The organism is Stenotrophomonas sp. YJH_SMC_91, assembly GCF_059368495.1.
The window spans coordinates 157,629-172,448 of record NZ_JCAFRT010000008.1 but is presented as its reverse complement, the minus strand read 5'-3'; the positions used below and the strand labels follow the sequence as shown (position 1 = coordinate 172,448).

Here is a 14,820-nt window from a genome sequence, read left to right as displayed (position 1 = left end):
TCGACTATGGACGGTCAAACGGGCATTTTTATGGTGGTTCATCCGGGCTCTTTGGGGTCTGGAGAGGTGTGGTAACCACCATTTTCCAAAGATGTCCCGGATGAACAACGTACAGAGAGATCACAACTAACAGTCGACTCTACCTCGGCAAACCCGCCACACCATGGTTGCCGGCCAGCGGCCGGCACTGCCGTGCGTCGGGTCACGCCGTGACCGGCTGCGGCGTGCGCTGCTGCAGCGTCCAGACGATGCCACCGCCGATCAGGGTCAGCGCGGCGGCGAACACACACACGCCAAGCCAGTCCCAGGCTGCATAGGCCAGGCCACCCACACCGCCCAGCACGCTGGACCCCAGGTAGTAGGCGAACAGGTACAGCGCCGAGGCTTCCGCACGCATCGCACCGGCGCGGCTTCCAACCCAGCTGCTGGCCACGGAATGACCACCGAAGAAGCCGAAGGTCACCAGTGCGATACCCAGCGCCATCGTGCTCAGCCACGGCATCGCCAGCAGCGCGATGCCGGCGCCGATCAGCGCGAACGAGATCGACAGGATGCGGCCGCGTCCGTAGCGCGTGGCCTGCTGGCCCATCCACGCCGAACTGAAGGTACCCACCAGATAGACGCTGAAGATCAGCCCGACCACGGTCTGGCTGAGATGGTAGGGCGGCGCCAGCAGGTGATAGCCCAGGTAGTTGTAGAGGGTGACGAACACGCCCATCAGTACGAACGAGGTGGCGAACAGCCACGGCAGGCCCGGGTCGGCGAACAGCGTGCGCCAGCGCGACGGCAATTGGCGCAGGCCGCCGCGACGGGCATGGAAGTGCCGCGACGGTGGCAGCTGCAGCCACAGCAGCACGGTGCTGGCCACGGCGATGATCGAGACCACGCCGATGCCCCAGCGCCAGCCCCAATGGTCGGCGATGATGCCGGCCAGCAGGCGCCCGCTCATGCCACCGATGGCGTTGCCGCCGATGTACAGGCCCATCGCCAGGCCCAGCGCGCGGCTGTCCATTTCCTCGACCAGGTAGGTCATCGCTACCGCCGGCACGCCGCTCAGCGCCAGGCCAAGCAGGGTCCGCAGCACCAGCAGCGTGGTCCAGTCGTCCACCAGCGCGGTGCACAGCGACAGCATGGCCGACGCCAACAGCGCAACGATCATCAACGGGCGACGGCCGACCGCGTCGGACAGCAGGCCGGCCAGCAGCATCGCCACCGCCAGCGTGCCAGTGGTCAACGACAGCGACATCGCGCTGCCGGCGGCGGACACGCCGAAGTGACGGCTGAACTCGGGCAGCAACGGCTGCACGGTGTACAGCAGGCCGAAGGTGGAGAAGCCGGCCAGGAACAGCGCCAGCGCGGTGCGGCGAAAGGCCGGGGTGCCCTGCTGGATGCGGGTGTCGGTGCCGGTATCGAGAGTGGAGGGACGGCCTTCAACGGCCGCCGCAGTTTCGCCAGTCATGGAATCGAAAGGCCGGTGGGGACGGCCGGGCGTGGGAGGGAACGGGCCTCAGACTAGGCCCGTCCATCCAGTCGATCCATAACCTGATAAGTCAGGATTGATACTCAAGAAGTATCAATTCAGCTTACAGGCGCTGCCACTCGAAACCGTCGCCGCGGCGGTAGTACACCGCCACCGCACGGCCGTAGACCTTGTCGGCATCTACGAAGCCGAAGAAGCGGCCATCGAAGCTGTTGCCACGGTGGTCACCCAGCACCAGCACCTTGCCGTCCGGCACCACCAGGTCGGCGATGTCCGGGCCGCCCCCCATGTCCAGATCGAGGCTGGCACGGCGTTCACCGAAGGCTTCCACATCCTGCAGGTCGGCGATCTGCAGTGGCTGGCCATTGATGCTCAGGTGGCCCTCGCGCATCTGCACATGGTCACCGGCCACCGCCGCCACGCGCTTGATCAGCCGGGTGCCATCGGCCGGCGAATCGAATACCGCCACTTCGCCGCGCTGCGGCGTGCCGGTGGACATCAGTTCCCTGCTGGTGAATGGCAGGCGCAGGCCGTAGGCGCGCATGTCCACCACCACCCGGTCGCCGGGCTGCAGGGTCGGCTGCATCGAACCGCTGGGCACCACGTAGTGGTTGGCGAGGGTATCGCGGGCGGCGGCGAGCAGGCCAAGCATCACCAGCAACGGCAGCGCCTCCTTCTTCAGCCAGGCCAGCGCGCGATCGGAAAAGGGAGGGCGGGCAACGGCGTCCATGGCAGGCTCCGGGTGGGTGGTAGCTGCATCAGACCACACACGGGGGGAGAGGTTCCCGGTAGTGCCGGGTTACGCAGGTTTTACGCGCGGGACCTGCCGCCGGCATCGCACCTTTACGGCCAGCGCGCGCATCGTGTGCCCACCGCGCCGCAGGGCGCATTCCGCAAGGTGTTGTATGACCCTCCTGGTGATCCGCCACGCATCTTCGTCCGCGCCGCGCCCGCAATTGCCGGCGCAGCTGAACGGCCATCGCGTGCTGTGCAGCGACTGCGCCAGCCTGTCCGAAGTGCGCCAGTGCCTGTGCCAGCCGCAGGCGCGTTCGGCCGACTGGGTGCTGCTGGATGTCGGCGTGGCCGACGAGGCGCAATGGCAGGCCGAGGGCGGTGCGCTGCAGGCGGCGCTGGAACGGCTGCCGGCGCAGTACATCGAGTTGCAGGCACCCAGCGAGCCCGGCCTGGAGGCGCGCCTGCGACTGCAGCATGGCCCCGCGGCGGTGGTCATCGACCAGCGCAGCCAGCAGGCCGGTTATCCGTTGTCGCTGGCCATCGTCGGCCGCCGCCTGGCGCAGGAGGGCTGAGCCATGTCGATCTTCATCATCCGTGGCCCGGAAGCCGCCGGTGCGCTGATCCGTACCGCCATGCCGCTGCCGGCACCGGTACTGAAGTCGTTGGTGCACCGGGCGATCGACGCCGGCACCAGCGTGGCGATACGCGCCTGCGGCTCGGAACAGGAACTGCTGGACGCCCTGCGCGTGGCCGACCACAGCCGCGGCGAGGTGACGCTGCTGGACCCGGGTGCGTGTGCAAACAGCCTGCGTCTTCAGCGCCTGCTGCCCTACCTGCACAACGCCTACGTGGAAGTACATGACGACGGCGCGGTGGCCGAGCCGTGCCTGCCGGCCGGTGTCGGCCAGCGCCTGGGCATCGCCGCCGGGTACGGTGCGCAGAGCTATGTGCTGGCGCTGGACATCGCGCTGGATCACCTGGGGCTGGCCGAACAAGCCAACCGGGTACACGTGGGGACGTGATGGCCGGGCTGTGCCCGGCACCCGGTAGTGCCGGCCGCTGGCCGGCAACCTCAACAGCAACAGCAACAGCCAAAGCCGGTTTCCTGGGGGATGGCGGGGTGGGTCCGGTTGCGGAGACGCTGCAAGTACGTCCCTGTAAGCTTGGCCGCGGCATCCATGCCGCGGACACCCCCGCAACCGGACCCACCCCGCCTTCGACAGATCTCCGCGAACTGTCGGAACAGCATGGCCTGCTTTTGGTAGGTGTCGACCTTGGTCGATACATGGATCCACGCCATGCGTGGATGAGCGGCAAACTGCGGAATCTGTCGATGGTATCGATTCAACGAAAAACGGCGGGGTTTCCCCCGCCGTTATTTCTTTCGTACTCCAGGTCGCGCTTATTTCAGCCCGCGGAACTTCAGCAGCGGTTCCACCGACGGGTCCTTGCCGCGGAAATCGCGGTACAGGGTCGACAGCTCCACGCTGTTGCCGCGCGAGAGGATCTTGTCGCGGAATTCCTGGCCATTGGCGGCGGTCAGGCCACCGTGTTCGGTGAACCACTGGTAGGCGTCATGGTCCAGCACTTCGGCCCAGAAGTAGGCGTAGTAGCCGGCCGAGTAACCGCCACCCCAGATGTGGTCGAAGTAGGTGGTGCGGTAGCGCGGCGGCACCTGCGGCAGGTCGACCTTGAACTTCTTCAGCGCGCTGGCTTCAAAGGCGCCGACGTCCTGCAGCGGCGCGTCGGCCTTCTGCGTGTGCCAGGCCAGGTCCAGCAGTGCGGCCGACAGGTACTCGGTGGTCGCATAGCCCTGGTTGAAGCTGCGTGCCTTGAGGATCTTGTCGACCAGCTCCTGCGGCATCGCCTCGCCGGTCTTGTAGTGCTTGGCGTAGTTGGCGAACACCTTCGGGTCCAGCGCCCAGTGCTCGTTGAACTGCGACGGGAACTCGACGAAGTCGCGCGAGGTGGCGGTGCCGGCAATCGACGGATACTTCACGTTCGAGAACATGCCATGCAGTGCATGGCCGAACTCATGGAACATGGTGGTGACGTCGTCGAAGCTGATCAGCGCAGGCTGGCCGGCGGCCGGCTTGGTGAAGTTGCAGACGTTGTAGACCACCGGCTTGGCGCCGGTCAGGCCGTCCTGCTCGACGAACACGTCCATCCAGGCGCCGCCAGACTTGCTGTCACGCTTGAAGTAGTCGGTGTAGAACAGGGCCAGCGAGGTGCCGTCCTTGTCGAACACTTCGTACACCTTCATGTCCGGGTTGTAGGTCGGAATGTCGGTACGCGGCTTGAAGGTGATGCCGTACAGCTGGGTGGCGGCGTAGAAGACGCCGTTCTGCAGCACGTTGTCCAGTTCGAAGTACGGCTTGATCTGCGACTCGTCCAGATCGTACTTGGCCTTGCGCACCTGCTCGGCGTAGAAATCCCAGTCCGAGGCGGCGACCTGGAAGCCGCCCTTCTGCGCGTCGATCACCTTCTGGATCTCGCCGGCTTCGGCGCGCGCCTTGGCGGTAGCGGCCGGCACGGTGTCGGTCAGCAGCTTCAGCGCGGCAGCCGGGGTCTTGGCCATCTGGTCGCCCAGCTGGTAGTCGGCGAAGGTGTCGAAGCCAAGCAGCTTGGCCTTCTGCGCACGCAGCTGGGCCAGGCGCTGCACGGTCTGCCGGGTGTCGTTGGCATCGCCACGCTCGGCGCGGGTTTCCGAAGCCTTCAGCACGGCGGCACGCTGGTCGCGGTCACTCAGCGAGCCGAGCACCGGCTGCTGGGTGGTGTTCTGCAGCGGCAGCAGGAACTTGCCATCCAGCTTGCGCTCCTTCGCTGCGTTGGCGGCGTTGTTGATCGCATCCTCGTCCAGGCCGGCCAGCTTGGCCTTGTCGTCAACGACAACGGCCGCAGCGGCGGTAGCGGCCACCAGGCGGGTGTGGAACTGGGTGGAAAGGGTGGTTTCTTCCACGTTGAGCTTGCGCAGCGATGCCTTGTCGGCGTCGGACAGCTGTGCGCCGGCGCGCACCAGGCCATCGTAGTAGTGCTCGACCAGGCGCTTCTGCACCGGATCCAGTTCAAGCGTGTCGCGCTGGTCATAGATCGACTTCACGCGCGCGAACAGCTTCGGGTCGAGGTTGATCTCGTCCTGGTGCGCAGCCAGCTTCGGCGCCACTTCTTCCTGGATCTTCTGGCGCGCATCGTTGGTATCGGCCTGGACCAGGCCGAAGAAGATGCGCGACACGCGGGTCAGGGTCTCGCCGCTGCGCTCCATCGCCACGATGGTGTTGTCGAAGGTGGCCGGCTCGCTGCTGTCGGCGATCTTGCGAACGTCGGCCAGGTGCTGGCGCATGCCTTCTTCGAAGGCCGGCAGGTAGTCGCTGTCCTTGATCTTGTCGAACTGCGGCGCCTGGAACGGCAGCGTGCTGGCGCTCAGCAGCGGATTGGTGGAGGCTTCGGCCGGCTGCTGGGCCGGGGCTTTCTGGGCATCGGACACGGGGGTGGACTCCTTGCCGGAACAGGCCGCCAGCGCCAGGCTGATGGCGGCGGCCAGGACTACGGTACGCGACATGTAAAACGCTCCTTGGGCAGACGGTATGGAATACCAGCCCTCCACCCTACTCCTGTCGCGCTCGCCCGGCATGTGCCGGACGTGGCGTCTATGCGACGGCCTGCGGCCGGCTCAGACCGTGCCGCGGGTCTTGCCGATCCACGGCCGGTAGAACTCGCGGATGGCGGCCATGTCGGCAGCATCGTCGCCGGTCGGCTGGAACAGCGGGCCGATGCCGATGGTCTTTTCCGGGTAATGGAAATAGGCGGCCAGGATCGGCACGTCGGCCATCCGGGCGATCTTCAGGAAGCCGGCCTTCCACTCCTTCACCGCCTTGCGGGTGCCCTCGGGGGTGATGGCGAACCACATCTTCTCGTTGTTGCGCAGCAGGTCCACCGCCTGGCCCACCGTGCCCTGCGGCGAGCTGCGGTCCAGCGGGATCACGCCCAGCTTGTGCAGCAGCGGCCCCAGCGGCCACCAGAACAGCGAGGCCTTGCCCAGCACCTTCACCTTCATGCCCAGCGCGATCTTGGCCGCCATGCCCCACAGGCCGTCCCAGTTGGACGAATGCGGCGCGATGATGAACACCAGGCGCGGGATGTCAGGCAGGGTGCCGGTCACCTTCCAGCCGCCCATGCGCAGGGTGCAGCGCGCCAGCCAGCGCAGGAAGGCATTGGGTTTGACCTGTGGCATCTGCGGCGGCACGGCCGGCAGCAGCGGAGTCGGGTTGTTCAAGCAATCACTCCCAGTCACGTGATGAGCGCCCGCGCTTGATCTGCGCGCGCCCGCGTTTGGCGTCCAGACGACGCAGTTTCGACCCGAGGGTCGGCTTGGTGGCCTTGCGCGGTTTGGGCACGCTCAGCCCGGCCTGGATGAAGGCCGCCAGCCGCTCGCGCGCATCCTCGCGATTGCGATCCTGGGTACGGAAACGTTGCGCGTCGATGACCAGCACGCCTTCGCCGGTCATGCGCCGGTCACGCCGCGCCAGCAGGCGCGTGCGCAACGGTTCGGGCAACGAGGGCGAGTTGGCCACGTCGAAACGCAGTTCCACCGCAGTGGAGACCTTGTTGACGTTCTGGCCACCGGCACCGCTGGCACGCACGAACCGCTCGACGATCTCGCCGTCGGGGATTTCAAGCTGCGCGTTGATGGTGACCGGTCCACTGCCCATCCGCGCATTGTAGCGGCAGCCACGTGTCGGAGTGCGCATCGCGCGCCGTATGCCGCCGATCAGGTACCGAACACGCCGCCTTCGCCTTGGCTGCGGGTATGCTGGCCGTCCCATGTACCGCAGGAAGCTTCGCATGACCCGCTCCGCACCCGCCCTGCCCTCCCTGCTGCGCCGCGCCGCCCTGCTGCTGGCGCTGGCCGTGGCCAGTGTCCCCGCCCTGGCCGCGCCGCCGACCGATGGCGACATCAACCGTCTGCTGTCCGCGTCACGTGCGCAGAGCATGATCGACACCATGCTGCCGCAGATCGAGGCGATGCAGCAGCAGCAGTTCCAGCAGGTGGCCGCACAGCGCCAGCTCAATGCCCAGCAGCAGGAGCAGCTGAAGCGGATCCAGGCACGGACCAGCCAGACCCTGCGCCAGGCACTGTCCTGGCAGCAGCTGCGGCCGATGTACGTGGACCTGTACAAGAAGACTTTCAGCAAGGAAGACGTGCTGGCGATGGCCGAGTTCTACGAGAGCGCGGCCGGCCAGAGCCTGCTGGACAAGACCCCGGCCCTGATGCAGAACGTGATGGTGGCGATCCAGGCGCGCATGCAGCCGCTGTTCGCGGACCTGCAGAAGGACCTGGAAGCGATCGTCAACGAGCCGGAAAAGAAGTGAGGTCGTGCCGGCCGCTGGCCGGCAACCTCGTACGGTTGGGATCAGGCAGATGCCGGCCAGCGGCCGGCACGACCGTCTATAGGTCCACCTGCCAGCCGAACAGGTCCAGCGCCTTCTGGAACTCACGATCCAGCGGCGCACTGACATCCACGTTGCCGCCCTCAGGATGCGGGAACCGCAGGCGCTCGGCGTGCAGCAGCATGCGGTGCACGCCCTGCATGCGGAAGATGCGGTTGTGGCGGCCATCACCATGGCTGGTGTCGCCGATCATGTGATGCGACAGGTGCTTGAGGTGCCGGCGGATCTGCCGGAAGCGCCCGGTCTGTGGCTGGCAGCGCAGCAACGCATAACGCGAGCTGGTGAATTCACCGACCGGCACCGACAACTCTCCGGTGGCCAGGCGCTGGAAGTCGGTGACCGCCGGCTTTTTCACCGGTTTGCCCGGGCCGCCGTCCAGATCATGATCGACCTGCCAGGCGAGTTCGGCCGGCCAGCCCCGGCAGACGGTCAGGTAGTCCTTCAGCACCTCGCCACCCATCAGCGCCTTGCCCAGCGCACTGGCGGTCTCGCGGTCAAAGGCCAGCAGCAGGCAGCCACTGGTGGCCCGGTCCAGGCGATGCACGAGGAAGATCGGGCGGCCCAGCTGCTCGCGCAGGCGGTCGGCCAGGAAGTCGTCTTCGCCACGGGCCAGCTTGCTGTCGTGGACCATCAGCCCGGCAGGCTTGTTGACCACGGCCAGGCGCTCATCCAGGTGCAGCAGCTGCAGGGGCGCGGTTTCAGTCTCGACCGCGGCGAGGGTGTCAGGTTCGGTGCTCACGGCGGGATTATCGAGGCTGGGCACTGAATGCGGTAGAGCCGGCCGCTGGCCGGCTGCCTGCGGATCGTCTGGCTGCTGGGCTTGCCGGCCAGCGGCCGGCACTACCAGATCAGGCGCGGCCGGCACTACCGGATCAGGCGCGGGCAGCACGGCGGTCAGGCGTTGCGTACGGCCAGCAGCTCGCCGTTGCCCACCGGCACCAGGCTGGTGCTGAAGTCCGGATCAGCGTCCAGCAGCGTCCGCAGCGGTTCCATCTCTCCCGCATGCGAGGTGGCGTTGTCCACCACCAGCAGGCCACCCGGACGCAGCACGCGGCGCAGCTGCGGCCACCAGCCGGCGTATTGCCCGCGGTCCGAATCGAGGAACAGCAGGTCAATGCTGGCATCGGCGGCCTCTGCCAGCCACGGCCCGGCATCGCCGTGGACCAGCGTGATGCGATCGGCCAGGCCACTGCGCGCGAAGGTGTCACGCGCCATCGCCGCCTTGTCCTCGGCGTATTCCAGCGTGGTCACGTGGCCGTCGATGGCGGCGGCGGCCTCGGCCAGCCACAGCGTCGAATAGCCGTTGGAGGTGCCGATCTCCAGTACGCGGCGCGCAGTGCCGAAGCGCACCAGCACCGCGAGGAATTCGCCCGTATCTGGCGTGATGTTGAGCATGCGGCGGCCGCGTTCGACTTCACGGGCGTCGTTTTCGGCACCGAAGTGGGCCAGTTCGTTCTTCAGTTCCGACAGTTCCAGGGCCATTTTCCGCTGAGCTCGCCATGACGCAGCGTCCATTCTTACCCGAATCCCGGAATTTCGTATGAATCCTAGAGCTGCTGCATTTTCACGCTGAGATAGTTTCCGCCTCCTTCGCGCGGGGACAGCATGCCTGGCCGCCGCGCACCCGGCTTCCGCTAGGACACGGCCATGACATTGAACATTCTGGCAATCGGTGCCCATCCAGATGACATCGAACTCGGTTGCGGTGGCAGCCTGGCAAAGCTCGCTCGCGCCGGCTCACGCATCCATGCACTGGTACTCAGCCGCGGCGGCCGGGGCTGCCACGCCGGCATCGATCGCAGCGATGAATCGCATCGCGCCCTGCGCCGGCTCGGGGTGGCCGAGGTGATCCAGCAGGATTTCCCGGACACGCGATTCCCCGCCTGCCGCAACGACATCATTGCGTCGATCGAACAGGTCTGCACGCTGATCGAACCAGGCCGCATCTACACGATGTGTGGTGAGGATCATCACCAGGACCATCGCACCGTTCACGAAGCGTCGATCATCGCCTGCCGCCACATTCCGCAGATCCTCTGTTATGAGAGCCCCAGCACCCTGCCGCAGTTCGCGCCGCAGGTGTTCGAGGACATCAGCGCGCAGCTGGAGCTGAAGATCCACGCGCTGCGCGAGCATGCCAGCCAGGGCGATCGCCACTACATGCAGGAAAGCCACCTCCGCTGCCATGCGCAGTTCCGTGGCCAGCAGATCGGCATCGGTCCCAGCGAGGGCTTCCTGCCCTACCGTCTGGTGCTTTGATGAAGACGCTGTTGTTCCTGGCCATGTGCGCTTTCATCCTGGTACGAATCTGCGTGCAGGCCTCGCGCCGGCCCAGCACCCGCCTGTACAGCATCGACGCGATCGTGCCGGCCTACAACGAAGCCCCATGCCTGGAGCGCTCGCTGGCCAGCCTGCTGGAAAACCCGTACGTGGCGCGGGTGATCTGTGTCAACGATGGTTCCACCGACAACACGGCTCAGGTGCTTGATGCGCTGCAGGCGCGCTGGCCCGGGCGCCTGGTGGCCGTGCACCAGGCCAACACCGGCAAGGGCGGTGCGCTGATGCACGGGCTGCAGCACGCAACCGCCGAGCAGGTGTTCCTGACCGATGCAGATACCCATATCGATCCGCGCAGCCATGGCCTGGGTTATCTGCTGGCCGAGATCGAGCGCGGCGCCGATGCGGTTGGCGGGGTCCCCTCGTCCAGCCTGCAGGGCGCCGGCTTCCTCCCCCATGTGCGCGCCAGCCTGAAACTGCCGATGATCGTGATCAAGCGCAGCTTCCAGCAATGGCTGGGCGGCGCACCGTTCATCGTTTCCGGCTCGTGTGGCCTGTTCCGTACTTCGGTGCTGCGCAAGGTCGGATTTTCCGATCGCACCCGCGTGGAAGACCTCGACATGTCCTGGTCGCTGGTTGCGCAGGGCTATCGGGTTCGCCAGAGCATCCGCTGCGTGGTCTACCCGCAGGAATGCAACACGCTGGTGGAAGAATGGCGGCGCTGGCGACGCTGGATCGTCGGCTATGCGGTATGCATGCGCCTGCATCGCCACCTGCTGCTGACACGCTTCGGCATTTTCAGCATCCTGCCGATGATGCTGCTCGCCCTGGCCGGCATCATGCTGTCGCTGCAGGTATGGTTCGGCGCGGCCCGGCTGCACGGACCGGGTGGCCTTGCCCTGTCGGTGATGCCGCTGTTCTGGACCGGCATCGTCATGCTGCTGGCAGTGATCAGTGCCATCCACCACCGACGTGCGTGGCTGGTGCCGGCGGCGGCCTTCTCGATGCTGTATGTACTGCTCGCCTATGCGATCTGGCTGTTTCATGGCCTGGCGGGGCTGTTCACCGGCCGCGAACCCGTGCGCGACAAGCCGACGAGGTACCCGCATGTGGTGGAATGACCTCGCCGCGATGGCCGAGGCACTGTCGACACTTGCGCCCCACACTGATCCCGACGCAAGGGTCTCGCCACGGGCCACCCTGCAGGGCGCCGTACGGATCGGTGCCGGCAGTCGCATCTGCGACGGCGCCCATGTCCAGGGTCCGGTGTCGATCGGCCGCGACTGCCTGATCGGCAACAACGCACTGCTGCGCGGCCCGCTGTGCATCGGTGACGGCACGCGTATCTGCTTTGCCAGCGAACTGAAGAACGCACGGTTGGGCAACCAGGTCAGCATCGGCCCGCAGTGCTTCATCGCCGACAGCCGCATCGATGACCGGGTCTATCTCGGCGCCCTGGTGCGTACCAGCAACCATCGCCTGGATGGGGCAATGGTCACCGTCCACATCGGCGACACCGTCATCGACAGCCAGCGCGACAAGCTCGGCGCCTGGATCGGCGAAGGTGCCGCGCTGGGCGTCGCCGTGATCATCCTGCCCGGCCGCATCGTCGCGCCGGGAAGCCAGTTCGGGCCGCGCATCACCGTGGAACGAAACCTGCCGCCCGGCCGCTACCGGCTGCTGCAGTCATTGCATTCCCAACCCCTGGAGTAACCCCATGCGATTGATCATCCGTGGCGCACTGCCATGCGCCCTGCTGCTGGCTGTCTGCAGCGCCCACGCCGGCGTCGACCGTGTCACGGTGCAGCTGGACCATGCCGACTACAGCGATGGCTTCGGCAAGCGCGACGTACAGACCGTGGACGTGGCCGGCCGCAGTGGCGGCAGCCGCTGGCACCTGGGGTTGGCCCATGGCGAGCGTGACTACGGCAGCAGGCGATTCAGCGGCAACCGCATGCAGGGCTCGCTGCACCATCGCTGGAGCCCGCGCCTGTCCACCCGCACCGCTGTCACGGCATCCAACGATGATCCGGTGTTCGTCAACCGCCAGGTCAACCAGGACATCCAGTGGAAAGTGACACCGCAGACCGTACTGAGCGTGGGCGGCAAATACGCCCAGTACCATGCCGGCGCCCATGTGAGCGGCTGGTCGGTGGGTGCCTCGCATTACTTTCCGCGCGTGACTGCCTCACTGCGCCACGAGCGGCACCGCCAGTCCAATGGACCGGATGGGCATGGCACCACACTGTCGCTGCGGCTGAAGGATGGGCAAGGCCGTGGCTCGACCCAGCTGTGGCTGGGCAGCGGCACGTCCGGCTATACCGCCGAGTCCGATCCGCTGCTGCTGCGCGAGCACGATGCACGGCGTGCCTTCCTGCGCCGCAGCCAGCCATTGGGTGAGCATCTGGTGCTGGACGTGGGTATCGGCAAGACCTGGCACAGGACGCGCCTGGACAGCTTCCAGAGTGTGCAATCGCACCTGGGCCTGGGCTACCACTGGTGAGCCTGTAATTGATCGGCGGCGTACCGTGCCGCCGATCTTCAATCTGCCGGGGTCAGCGCCACCACGCGCGCGCCAGCGCCACCACGCCGACCGCACCGGACAGCCAGCTCCACGCCGGCACGTCGCCCCAGTACCAGCCCGGCGGCTGCAGCACATACATCAGTGCAGCGATGGCGAGCAGGCCCACACCGGTGATCGCGCCCACGGCGCGCTTCTGCAGGCGCTGCAGGCTGGCATCGAGCGCGACCAGATCGCGCGAACGCATCGCCAGTTCGTGGCGGCCTTCCACCTGCTGGGTCAGCCAGGCGTGCACCAGCCGCGGCATGTCCGGCGCATGGGTCATGATTTCCGGCAGGCGCTTGCCCAGCTCGCGCACCACCCGGCGCGGGCTGTAGCGCTCGCGCAGGATCTTCGCCAGCACCGGCTTGGCCACCGCCCAGATGTCGATCTGCGGGTCCAGCTGGCGGCCGACGCCCTCGATGTTCAGCAGGGTCTTCTGCAGCAGGATCAGCTGCGGCTGCAGCGTCAGCTGGTAGCGCTGCGCCACCCGGAACAGCTTCATCAGCACTTCGGCCAGCGAGATCTGCGACAGCGGACGGGTGAAGTACGGCTCGCACACTGAACGCACGGCCGCTTCCAGATCGTCGATGCGTACGTGGTCGGGCATCCAGCGTGCCTGCACGTGCAGTTCGGCGATGCGGCGGTAATCGCGGTTGAAGATGGCCATGAAGTTCTCGGCCAGGTAGTACTGATCTTCCTGCGAGAGCTGGCCCATGATGCCGAAGTCCAGCGCGATGAAGCGCGGATTGGCACGGCGCGCCGGATCGGTGTCGACCCAGATGTTGCCGGCGTGCGCATCGGCGTGGAAGAAGTTGTCGCGGAACACCTGGGTATAGAACACCCGCACGCCCTTGGCGGCCAGCGCCTTGCGGTCGATGCCGGCCTTGTCCAGTGCAGCGATGTCATCGGACGGAATGCCCCAAACGCGCTCCAGGGTCAGCGCGCGCTCGGCGGTATGGCTCCAGATCACTTCCGGCACGTACAGGTCGTCGCTGTTTTCCCAGAAGCGGCGCAGCACGCTGGCATTGGCGCCTTCGCGCTGCAGGTCCAGCTCGGCGGCCAGGGTGTTCTCGACCTCGGCCACCACTTCGCGCGGCCGGATCTTGTCGGCGCGCGGATGGGTGCGCTCGACCAGGGCGGCCAGCGAATTGAGCAGGGCGATGTCGGCGTCGATCTGCTTCTCGATGCCCGGGCGAAGTACCTTGACCACCACCTGGCGGCCATCGGCCAGCGTGGCCGCATGCACCTGCGCGATCGAGGCCGAGGCCAGCGGTTCGGTGTCGAAGCTGGCGAAGGCCTCGCTGACCGGCAGGCCGAGCGCGTCCTCGACGATGCGGCGCGCGGTCTCGCCATCGAACGGCTTGACCCGGTCCTGCAGCAGGGTCAGCTCGTTGGCCACGTCCGGCGGCACCAGGTCGCGGCGGGTGGACAGGATCTGGCCGAACTTGACGAAGATCGGGCCGAGGTCCTGCAGCGCCAGGCGCAGGCGCGCACCGCGCGACTGCGAGGCGATGCTGGCCGAGGCGCGCGGCACGAACGGCTTGGCCAGGCGCAGCCAGCGCTCGGCCGGCGTGCCCTGCAGCAGGTCGTCGAGGCGGTAACGCAGGATCACCCGGCCAATGCGGCTGGCCCGCAGCACGGCCTTCATGCGGCACCCCGCAGGCGCTGCACGCGTGCACCAAGGCGCTCCACGTCATCGCGCAGCACATCCACGTCGTCGTGGAAGGCATCCAGCTCGGCGCGCGGCACCACATCGCGCGACTCCTCGGTGATGAACTCAGCGGCGCTGTGGGCCAGATCGATCGCCCCCTGGCGCGCGTGCTGCAGGGCGCTGCGCAGGGTGTTGGCGACCTGCACGCCCAGTACTTCGCCGAATACGCTGACGAAAGGCTGCTGCCAGTCCGGATCGAAGCCCTTGGCCAGCTGCTGCAGGCGGCGCGCCAGCTCGGCATCGCCGGCCACGCGCACACGGCCCTTGCCGTTGTTGTCGCCGCGCCGCGCGTTGGCCAGCAGCGGCAGCTGCGCCAGCACGCCGGCCAGGCTGCTGCGCACGGCCAGGTCGGCTTCCTGTGCATCCACCGGGCCGACCCGCAGCTGGTCGCCGTCGACGCTGATGCGCATCGCCAGCGACGGCGCTTCCAGGGTCAGGTCGATATGCCGGCCGTCGAGGCTGGCCAATGCATGGCGGGTATCCGGATCCAGCGCCAGCGCGCGGTTCAGGGCGATCTGCAGGGCGCGGCCAGCGACCGGCTTGAGGGACTTGAGCAGGGAGAGAGCCATGTGTGCATTCTACCTGCGTGGGTGGGGAGCTTGGGCC

Annotated in this window: 16 protein-coding genes; 7 read left to right on the top strand and 9 right to left on the bottom strand. The window is 67.0% G+C overall.

All coding sequences use genetic code 11. From position 1 onward, the window contains the following. Positions 1–202: 202 nt before the first annotated feature. Positions 203–1,459, bottom strand: coding sequence for an MFS transporter (locus AC5P5X_RS12200; protein WP_005407649.1), 1,257 nt, complete (start codon positions 1,457–1,459; stop codon positions 203–205). Between the two features lie 124 nt (positions 1,460–1,583). Continuing rightward, positions 1,584–2,210: a signal peptidase I gene (gene lepB / locus AC5P5X_RS12195; RefSeq protein WP_043035700.1), complete on the bottom strand. Its 627-nt coding sequence runs from the start codon at positions 2,208–2,210 to the stop codon at positions 1,584–1,586. A gap of 175 nt (positions 2,211–2,385) precedes the next feature. Here lepB and AC5P5X_RS12190 point away from each other — a divergent pair, with 175 nt between their 5' ends. Then, the gene (locus AC5P5X_RS12190; RefSeq protein ID WP_005407647.1) at positions 2,386–2,787 is read left to right on the top strand and encodes a hypothetical protein; all 402 of its coding nucleotides are present in this window, start codon (positions 2,386–2,388) and stop codon (positions 2,785–2,787) included. A gap of 3 nt (positions 2,788–2,790) precedes the next feature. Continuing rightward, complete coding sequence (locus tag AC5P5X_RS12185) at positions 2,791–3,237, top strand: 3-dehydroquinate dehydratase (protein ID WP_004153636.1); 447 nt, start codon at positions 2,791–2,793, stop codon at positions 3,235–3,237. A gap of 380 nt (positions 3,238–3,617) precedes the next feature. On the opposite strand, the gene dcp is transcribed toward AC5P5X_RS12185, so the two are convergent. The 3 genes from dcp to arfB form a co-directional block, all read right to left on the bottom strand. Next, complete coding sequence (dcp, locus tag AC5P5X_RS12180; protein ID WP_012478784.1) at positions 3,618–5,774, bottom strand: peptidyl-dipeptidase Dcp; 2,157 nt, start codon at positions 5,772–5,774, stop codon at positions 3,618–3,620. A gap of 111 nt (positions 5,775–5,885) precedes the next feature. Further along, complete coding sequence (locus tag AC5P5X_RS12175) at positions 5,886–6,488, bottom strand: lysophospholipid acyltransferase family protein (protein WP_005407645.1); 603 nt, start codon at positions 6,486–6,488, stop codon at positions 5,886–5,888. Positions 6,489–6,492: 4 nt separating this feature from the next. Beyond that, a complete protein-coding gene (arfB, locus tag AC5P5X_RS12170) occupies positions 6,493–6,924 on the bottom strand; it encodes an alternative ribosome rescue aminoacyl-tRNA hydrolase ArfB (RefSeq protein ID WP_005407644.1) in 432 nt (143 codons plus the stop codon). Between the two features lie 133 nt (positions 6,925–7,057). Here arfB and AC5P5X_RS12165 point away from each other — a divergent pair, with 133 nt between their 5' ends. Further along, complete coding sequence (locus AC5P5X_RS12165) at positions 7,058–7,585, top strand: DUF2059 domain-containing protein (protein ID WP_005407643.1); 528 nt, start codon at positions 7,058–7,060, stop codon at positions 7,583–7,585. 76 nt (positions 7,586–7,661) lie between these two features. Here the strand turns inward: AC5P5X_RS12165 and AC5P5X_RS12160 are convergent, their stop codons facing one another. Both AC5P5X_RS12160 and AC5P5X_RS12155 read right to left on the bottom strand, forming a co-directional pair. Then, positions 7,662–8,402 carry a pseudouridine synthase gene (locus AC5P5X_RS12160; RefSeq protein WP_005411909.1) on the bottom strand — a complete coding sequence of 247 codons (741 nt, stop codon included), beginning with the start codon at positions 8,400–8,402 and terminating at the stop codon, positions 7,662–7,664. Between the two features lie 155 nt (positions 8,403–8,557). Next, on the bottom strand, positions 8,558–9,145 hold the full coding sequence (locus AC5P5X_RS12155) for an O-methyltransferase (RefSeq protein WP_111117644.1): 588 nt from the start codon (positions 9,143–9,145) through the stop codon (positions 8,558–8,560). 165 nt (positions 9,146–9,310) lie between these two features. On the opposite strand from AC5P5X_RS12155, the gene AC5P5X_RS12150 reads away from it, so the two are divergent. The 4 genes from AC5P5X_RS12150 to AC5P5X_RS12135 are packed head-to-tail and all read left to right on the top strand — an operon-like array spanning position 9,311 to position 12,443. Beyond that, a complete protein-coding gene (locus AC5P5X_RS12150) occupies positions 9,311–9,922 on the top strand; it encodes a PIG-L deacetylase family protein (protein ID WP_043035697.1) in 612 nt (203 codons plus the stop codon). Then, complete coding sequence (locus AC5P5X_RS12145; protein WP_043035696.1) at positions 9,922–11,061, top strand: glycosyltransferase family 2 protein; 1,140 nt, start codon at positions 9,922–9,924, stop codon at positions 11,059–11,061. Before AC5P5X_RS12150 ends, AC5P5X_RS12145 begins: the two co-directional genes overlap by 1 nt. Further along, positions 11,048–11,653: an LbetaH domain-containing protein gene (locus AC5P5X_RS12140; protein WP_495215989.1), complete on the top strand. Its 606-nt coding sequence runs from the start codon at positions 11,048–11,050 to the stop codon at positions 11,651–11,653. The genes AC5P5X_RS12145 and AC5P5X_RS12140 overlap by 14 nt, the downstream gene beginning before the upstream one ends. Positions 11,654–11,657: 4 nt before the next feature. Then, complete coding sequence (locus AC5P5X_RS12135; RefSeq protein WP_012478775.1) at positions 11,658–12,443, top strand: YaiO family outer membrane beta-barrel protein; 786 nt, start codon at positions 11,658–11,660, stop codon at positions 12,441–12,443. Between the two features lie 52 nt (positions 12,444–12,495). Here AC5P5X_RS12135 and ubiB read toward each other — a convergent pair whose 3' ends face one another. Then, entirely contained in the window at positions 12,496–14,151 is a 1,656-nt protein-coding gene (gene ubiB, locus AC5P5X_RS12130; RefSeq protein WP_012478774.1) for a ubiquinone biosynthesis regulatory protein kinase UbiB, read from the bottom strand. Next, the gene (locus AC5P5X_RS12125; protein WP_005411902.1) at positions 14,148–14,783 is read right to left on the bottom strand and encodes a ubiquinone biosynthesis accessory factor UbiJ; all 636 of its coding nucleotides are present in this window, start codon (positions 14,781–14,783) and stop codon (positions 14,148–14,150) included. Before AC5P5X_RS12125 ends, ubiB begins: the two co-directional genes overlap by 4 nt. Positions 14,784–14,820: the final 37 nt, after the last annotated feature.

Excerpts from the sequence above, each read along its gene's own strand:
- AC5P5X_RS12200 (WP_005407649.1), bottom strand. The coding sequence starts at position 1,459 with ATGACTGGCGAAACTGCGGCGGCCGTTGAAGGCCGTCCCTCCACTCTC.
- lepB (WP_043035700.1), bottom strand. The coding sequence starts at position 2,210 with ATGGACGCCGTTGCCCGCCCTCCCTTTTCCGATCGCGCGCTGGCCTGG.
- AC5P5X_RS12190 (WP_005407647.1), top strand. The coding sequence starts at position 2,386 with ATGACCCTCCTGGTGATCCGCCACGCATCTTCGTCCGCGCCGCGCCCG.
- AC5P5X_RS12185 (WP_004153636.1), top strand. The coding sequence starts at position 2,791 with ATGTCGATCTTCATCATCCGTGGCCCGGAAGCCGCCGGTGCGCTGATC.
- dcp (WP_012478784.1), bottom strand. The coding sequence starts at position 5,774 with ATGTCGCGTACCGTAGTCCTGGCCGCCGCCATCAGCCTGGCGCTGGCG.
- arfB (WP_005407644.1), bottom strand. The coding sequence starts at position 6,924 with ATGGGCAGTGGACCGGTCACCATCAACGCGCAGCTTGAAATCCCCGAC.
- AC5P5X_RS12165 (WP_005407643.1), top strand. The coding sequence starts at position 7,058 with ATGACCCGCTCCGCACCCGCCCTGCCCTCCCTGCTGCGCCGCGCCGCC.
- AC5P5X_RS12155 (WP_111117644.1), bottom strand. The coding sequence starts at position 9,145 with ATGGCCCTGGAACTGTCGGAACTGAAGAACGAACTGGCCCACTTCGGT.
- AC5P5X_RS12150 (WP_043035697.1), top strand. The coding sequence starts at position 9,311 with ATGACATTGAACATTCTGGCAATCGGTGCCCATCCAGATGACATCGAA.
- AC5P5X_RS12145 (WP_043035696.1), top strand. The coding sequence starts at position 9,922 with ATGAAGACGCTGTTGTTCCTGGCCATGTGCGCTTTCATCCTGGTACGA.
- AC5P5X_RS12140 (WP_495215989.1), top strand. The coding sequence starts at position 11,048 with ATGTGGTGGAATGACCTCGCCGCGATGGCCGAGGCACTGTCGACACTT.
- AC5P5X_RS12135 (WP_012478775.1), top strand. The coding sequence starts at position 11,658 with ATGCGATTGATCATCCGTGGCGCACTGCCATGCGCCCTGCTGCTGGCT.
- ubiB (WP_012478774.1), bottom strand. The coding sequence starts at position 14,151 with ATGAAGGCCGTGCTGCGGGCCAGCCGCATTGGCCGGGTGATCCTGCGT.
- AC5P5X_RS12125 (WP_005411902.1), bottom strand. The coding sequence starts at position 14,783 with ATGGCTCTCTCCCTGCTCAAGTCCCTCAAGCCGGTCGCTGGCCGCGCC.